Source organism: Rubrivirga sp. SAORIC476, assembly GCF_002283555.1.
In the GTDB taxonomy this organism is placed as follows: Bacteria; Bacteroidota; Rhodothermia; order Rhodothermales; family Rubricoccaceae; genus Rubrivirga.
On record NZ_MVOI01000017.1, the window covers coordinates 1 to 4,425 of the forward strand.

Genomic DNA, 4,425 nt, shown 5'->3' on the forward strand with positions numbered 1-4,425 from the left:
GAGCGAAGCCCGTTCGCTGGGGGCTCTCCGCTTCACGTTTGCCTCAGGTTCTACGCCGCCTCGACCGGCCCGGCCAACCTCGGAAAACCTCAGATCCGACGGGCTCCCGGACCTGTCAAAACCTGACATCGACAGGCACCGGAAGGGGACTAGAAGGGCCCCGCCCATTTGACGGTCGGTTGACAGTCTGGGCCCGGTTCTTCCCCATTTGCCACACACGCACGCGAGGGAGCCCGCCGGGCCCCAAAGCCCGCCGGAACGCCCGTGCCCGTGTTGCGGCCGCCCGCTCCCGCTGGCCCCGCCCAATGGCAACGGCTGAACCCGTGGGGGGGCAGAAGGGGGACAGAAGGGGGGCGGACCGACGGTGAAACGACAGGACCGCCGGAGCCCTCGACGGGCCGGGGTGGCGAAAGTCCGCCCCCAAAAAAAGCCGCTTCGCGGTCTGTCCCGACCGGCGTATTTCGGACACTTCCGACACACGCGGGAGGGCCCAACCCTTACACCCCTGACGCTCGCGCGAGGGGGCCGACCTGGACAGACTGAGCACTCGCACGGGGACGAGCTGCCCGGCCTGCGAAACGAACCCCATGCGACGCCTCAGGATCGCCTCAGACGCCGACGCTCTCTCACCCGACCCGGAAGCCGGGCAGGACTCCCGAACGCAGCACGGGGCAACCTGGGAGCCGCTGAGAGTTTCGCACCCGGTACGCGCGATCCCGCGCGAGGGCTGACCCGTTCGCGGCACAGTACGCCCGCACGCGAGGGCACCCGCCCGTTTCCGGTTCTGGGGGTCCGATGGAAGCCGACCCAAAAGGGCCCGGCCGTGCTCCGACTAACCCAGCGGTCCCTTTGGCAGTCCCCGGTTCAGCACCATCCAGAACACGATGGCGAAGCCGATGCACAGGAGAAAGATCATCGGCGTGGTTGCTGTAGGTCTGCGAGGATACAGGCGACCTCGACGCCTCCCTCGGCCTCCTGTGCTGACAGGGACGCCGCCGAGGTGGATCGTGACGCCAGACGCCCCCCGGGCCTGCCGTCTCCGCTGGGGCGTTGCTCCGCCGGTCCGCGTGCCCGGGTTGGGGTTCGTGTCGAGGCCGACGGGAGCCTCGACGCTGGGGCGTGACTGGAAACCCCATGCAGACGGGGAGACCCCATGCAAACGGGAACGCTCATGGATGCCGGGAAGCCTCATGGATGCCGACCGGACCGACCCCGCCGGGCCCTCGTTACCGCAGTTCGATAACAAGGGTTATCGGTAATAGGTAATTTCGTTACCGTCTACGTCCAACGGGCTCTCTACCTTGTCGGCCTCCCCCACCTCTGCCCCGCTGGGGCCTGCCGATGCCTGACGACCTCCGCCCGCTCCGCACCGGCCGGTACTACTCCGAGACGGAGCTAGCCGCCCATGCCCTAGCCGCTGTCCACCGCGTCACGGGTTACGGGAAGCCGTTCCCGACCCGGGCCGCTCTGGCCGACGCCCTCGACGTGACGCCCCCGGCCCTCTCGGCTGCCCTCGCTCTGGCCGACCCGGCCCGGCCGACGACCAAGTACGACCGGGGGGCGAAGGTCCGCCGGTTGATCCTCCGCCGGTTGGTCGGGTTCGCCGTCGCCGAGGAACCGGCATGGACGGTGGAGGAAGCCCCCCACGGCGAACGGCTCGCCCTGCCCGACGCCTGACTCGACGCCCTCGACTCCATCGTCCCGCGTCGAAACTCAGAACGCTGTGGACAACTGGTGTCTTGCACCTGGCTCCCGTGGACCGACATTGTGCCCCGGGTATTCCCGCTCGCCGGGAATAACACGCCTCCTGAGGGCTCCGCCGTGACGGCGTCACCTTGACTCCCCGGGGCTCCGCCCCGCATCCTGACAACCGCGCCACCTGTCCCCCCGCCGATGGCATCCGACCGTTCCGCACCCGACCGGCCCGCCCTCACCCGGACCTCGCCCGTCGTCTCCGCCCGTCTCGCTCCCGCCGACCGTGATCGGCTGGCCGTCCGCCTCGATGCGGAGGGAGTCCCCGTGGCTGTGTTCGTGCGAGGCTTGATCCTCGACGCTCTCGACGCCGACCGGGCCCTCTGCACCGGCACGGTTTCCGCATGAACTGACCCCATCGGGCCCCGTCGCCCGCCCGACTCCCCCGAACGGGAACGGGCCGAACGTCGCCACAACGTTCGGCCCGTGAAGGGGAGGAAGCCTAGCCGCTATCACCCTGAGCCGCCCCCCTGAGGGGCCGACCCATGCCCATACCTACGGACATTCCCCCCGGGTCCGCAACGTGCTGCCTTACGGCACCGCAAGCCGACACCGCACCCGACCCGCTCCCCGACCTGTTCGGGTTCGTCGCCCCGGCCTCCCCGACGAAGCCCTCGGCACGATCTACGCCGACGGCGACCTCGACGCCCGCCGAATGGCCCGCCGCTGGGGCCTTACGACTGCCTCGGCCGGTCCCCGTCTTTCAGGCACCCGACCGGCCCCCCGCGTCCCCGTCGGCCCCGCTGGCCGGGCTCTACGTCCGCACCGGGGCGAACCTCCGTCGGGCCGACGGTCGGGCCCTCGTCGTCTGCCTCAGCACGAAGCCGCCGACCGCCCGACGCCCGGCCCGCTACGTCCGCACCGTCGCCCCGGCCGACCCGATCCGCTACGCCGGGAGCCTCTACCCGGCCCGCGTCCCGAACCCCGACGACGACCTCGACGGGTGCCAGTTTCAGGACGAAGCCGACCGGACCCGCTACGCGCTCCACCTCACAGGACCCGACCGCTACCGCGTCACAGTCGCTACCCGCCGGGGTCGGTCGGGCCGATGATCGCCGCGACCGTGACGCCCGCACCGGGCCGACGGCTGGACACCGTATCGCTCCGCATCCCCGCCGACGGGTTCCGCCTGGACAGGCTTCCCGATCTGGGGCACCCCGGCGTCTCTCGCTCCGCTGGGGCTCGCGTTGACGGCTCCCGATTCGACCGGCTCCGCTACGCCCCGGGGGATGCTCTGCCCGGCGTCAACGCCCTCACCCTCGACGACCTCGACGGCTCCCTGTCCCTCGACGTGTCCGCGAAGGCCCTCCGGTCGGACTACGCCCGGGGGATCGGCCCCGACACCCTCGACGCCCTCGCCTCTGCCGTCACCTCGGCCGGGTTCGTCCGCGTCGATGCTGAGGGGCTTCTCTCGGCCGACGTGAGGGCCGCCGACGTGTTCCTCGACGTGACCCTAGACCCGGCCGCCGGGGGCGTCTACGACGCCGCTGTGGGGGCCCGTGTGGGGGACGCTTTCGACGCTCTCCGCTCGCTCCGGTCGAACCCCGGTTTCCGGTTCGCGGACGAAGGGGGCAACCGGGGGGCGTCGCTCCGCTTCCGCACCGCCAGACGACGGGGAGCGGACGAGCTGGGGATCTACGCGAAGGGCCTCGAGCTTGCGAAGCCCGCGAACCGGGCGTTCATGGCCGCCGCCGGTCCGAAGGTCTACCGCGACCTGGCCGGGGCCGTCCGATTCGAGCGGAGGGCAAAGGGCCCTTCCCTCGTCAAGCGGTTCTGTTCCATCGGGATTCACGACCCCTACGCCACGCTGGCCGACGTGCTGACCTCGACGGCTCGCCCGGTGTCCGACCTGTTCCTCGACGTGAGGGGAGACACCGGGCAACGTCACCTGTTCGACACCCTCGACAGGATCCGCGACGCCTGCCCGTTCGATGAAGGGAAGCGGGCGTGGGGGTGGATCGTCACCCGCCTCGGCTTGCTGGGGATCTGTGAGGCTCTGGGGTGGGACTACGAAGCCGCCCGCGACTTCGCCCGCGACGTGATCGGGAGCCGCAACGCTCACACCGTCTACGGGGACCTCCGCGACTTCATCGACGGGTTCCACGCCGGGCCCGACGAAGCCGCCCGGGCCCGCACCGCCGCCCGCCTCGACGCCCTCGCCTCGACGCTCCGCACCGCCGAGGATCGGGCCCCGGTGAGCCTCGGAATCAGAGCCGCCGGGGCCCGGTCGGGAGGGCTCCCCGTTCGGGGCCCATCTGACACATAGCTTCGGGCTTACCGATCCACGCACAAGTGAGCGACGCACCGCCCTTTCCGATCCTCCGTGCTGCCGTCGCCGTCTGCCTCGGCGTCGTCATGGCCGCCGCCGTGCTGGCCTGCGTGTGGTGGCTCGCCACCGCCGCCGAGGAAGCCCGCCAAGACTCGCTCGTGCCCGTGGTGGAGCCGGTGGATCCCTACGTCGAACAGCCGTTGATGCCTGAGTAGACGGCTCTCCCGGTTGGCCCGCCTGAGGCACGTACCTAGTAGCACGTGCCTCCGTCCCTAGAAATCTAGGGAGCCTCCCCCCGCCTCAGTCTCTCCCGAAGCCTGCCCCGACCGGGGCCGGGCGGAGCGGAGCGAAGCCCGTTCGCTGGGGGCTCTCCGCTTCACGTTTGCCTCAGGTTCTACGCCGCC

At 70.9% G+C, this 4,425-nt stretch carries 5 protein-coding genes; all 5 read left to right on the forward strand.

The window, feature by feature from the left end; genetic code table 11:
- Positions 1 to 1,341 precede the first annotated feature (1,341 nt).
- Complete coding sequence (locus B1759_RS18895; protein ID WP_095516649.1) at positions 1,342 to 1,677, forward strand: hypothetical protein; 336 nt, start codon at positions 1,342 to 1,344, stop codon at positions 1,675 to 1,677.
- A gap of 216 nt (positions 1,678 to 1,893) precedes the next feature.
- A complete protein-coding gene (locus B1759_RS18900) occupies positions 1,894 to 2,100 on the forward strand; it encodes a hypothetical protein (RefSeq protein WP_095516650.1) in 207 nt (68 codons plus the stop codon).
- A gap of 137 nt (positions 2,101 to 2,237) precedes the next feature.
- A complete protein-coding gene (locus B1759_RS18905) occupies positions 2,238 to 2,804 on the forward strand; it encodes a hypothetical protein (RefSeq protein ID WP_095516651.1) in 567 nt (188 codons plus the stop codon).
- Positions 2,801 to 4,018 (forward strand): hypothetical protein, encoded by a 1,218-nt coding sequence (locus B1759_RS18910; protein WP_095516652.1) that lies wholly within the window; start codon positions 2,801 to 2,803, stop codon positions 4,016 to 4,018. The genes B1759_RS18905 and B1759_RS18910 overlap by 4 nt, the downstream gene beginning before the upstream one ends.
- 26 nt (positions 4,019 to 4,044) lie before the next feature.
- Complete coding sequence (locus tag B1759_RS18915) at positions 4,045 to 4,236, forward strand: hypothetical protein (protein ID WP_095516653.1); 192 nt, start codon at positions 4,045 to 4,047, stop codon at positions 4,234 to 4,236.
- Positions 4,237 to 4,425 lie beyond the last annotated feature (189 nt).